We start from the raw sequence: 1,632 nt of genomic DNA, 5'->3' as shown, positions 1-1,632 counted from the left end.
AGAAGCATTTGACTCCTATCAAGACTTACTGCTTAGACAGACATTTCCAATCGTCTGCATTCCTTAGCCTCCTGCGTCCCTCCATTGCTCAAACAAAAACAACGAGTACAGGAATATCAACCTGTTGTCCATCGCCTACGCCTGTCGGCCTCGGCTTAGGTCCCGACTAACCCTGGGCGGACGAGCCTTCCCCAGGAAACCTTAGTCATTCGGTGGACAGGATTCTCACCTGTCTTTCGCTACTCATACCGGCATTCTCACTTCTAAGCGCTCCAGCAGTCCTCACGATCTGCCTTCAACGCCCTTAGAACGCTCTCCTACCAATACACCTAAAGGTGTACTCCACAGCTTCGGTAATATGTTTAGCCCCGGTACATTTTCGGCGCAGGGTCACTCGACTAGTGAGCTATTACGCACTCTTTAAATGGTGGCTGCTTCTAAGCCAACATCCTAGTTGTCTGTGCAACCCCACATCCTTTTCCACTTAACATATATTTTGGGACCTTAGCTGGTGGTCTGGGCTGTTTCCCTTTCGACTATGGATCTTATCACTCACAGTCTGACTCCCGGATATGAATGAATGGCATTCGGAGTTTATCTGAATTCGGTAACCCGAGATGGGCCCCTAGTCCAAACAGTGCTCTACCTCCATCATTCTCAATTCCGAGGCTAGCCCTAAAGCTATTTCGGAGAGAACCAGCTATCTCCAAGTTCGTTTGGAATTTCTCCGCTACCCACACCTCATCCCCGCACTTTTCAACGTACGTGGGTTCGGTCCTCCAGTGCGTTTTACCGCACCTTCAACCTGGACATGGGTAGATCACATGGTTTCGGGTCTACGACTACATACTCAAACGCCCTATTCAGACTCGCTTTCGCTGCGGCTCCGTCTCTTCAACTTAACCTCGCATGCAATCGTAACTCGCCGGTTCATTCTACAAAAGGCACGCCATCACCCATTAACGGGCTTTGACTTGTTGTAGGCACACGGTTTCAGGTTCTATTTCACTCCCCTTCCGGGGTGCTTTTCACCTTTCCCTCACGGTACTGGTTCACTATCGGTCACTAGGGAGTATTTAGCCTTGGGAGATGGTCCTCCCGGATTCCGACGGAATTCCTCGTGTTCCGCCGTACTCAGGATCCTCCTAGGTGCCTTCCAAATTTCATCTACGGGGTTTTTACCCTCTTTGACTGACTTTTCCAAGTCATTCGACTATCTGAAAGAACTACCATATTGGAGTCCTACAACCCCAATGAGCAAGCTCATTGGTTTGGGCTTTTCCCGTTTCGCTCGCCGCTACTCAGGGAATCGAATTTTCTTTCTCTTCCTGCAGGTACTTAGATGTTTCAGTTCTCTGCGTCTACCTCGAATGCGCTATGTATTCACGCAAACGTAACATCCTATAAAAGATGCTGGGTTCCCCCATTCGGAAATCTCTGGATCATAGCTTACGTACAGCTCCCCAAAGCATATCGGTGTTAGTCCCGTCCTTCATCGGCTCCTAGTGCCAAGGCATCCACCGTGCGCCCTTATTCACTTAACCTTATCAACCTTGCGGTTGGGTTTTGATCTTTCTTCTAGCGATAGAAGTCCGATCAAGAAAATAAGCAATTGAACTTATTAAAAAACTC

General features: G+C 48.7%; 1 rRNA gene. It reads right to left on the bottom strand.

The features are described from left to right. Nucleotides 1-1,544 (bottom strand): 23S ribosomal RNA (locus tag AB3I12_RS13280); the annotation flags it as partial. Nucleotides 1,545-1,632: the final 88 nt, after the last annotated feature.

It is taken from the genome of Enterococcus sp. C65, from assembly GCF_040887165.1.
Lineage (GTDB): Bacteria > Bacillota > Bacilli > Lactobacillales > Enterococcaceae > Enterococcus_B > Enterococcus_B hirae.
The sequence above is the reverse complement of the archived record's forward strand: the minus strand, read 5'-3'. Positions and strand labels throughout refer to the sequence as shown.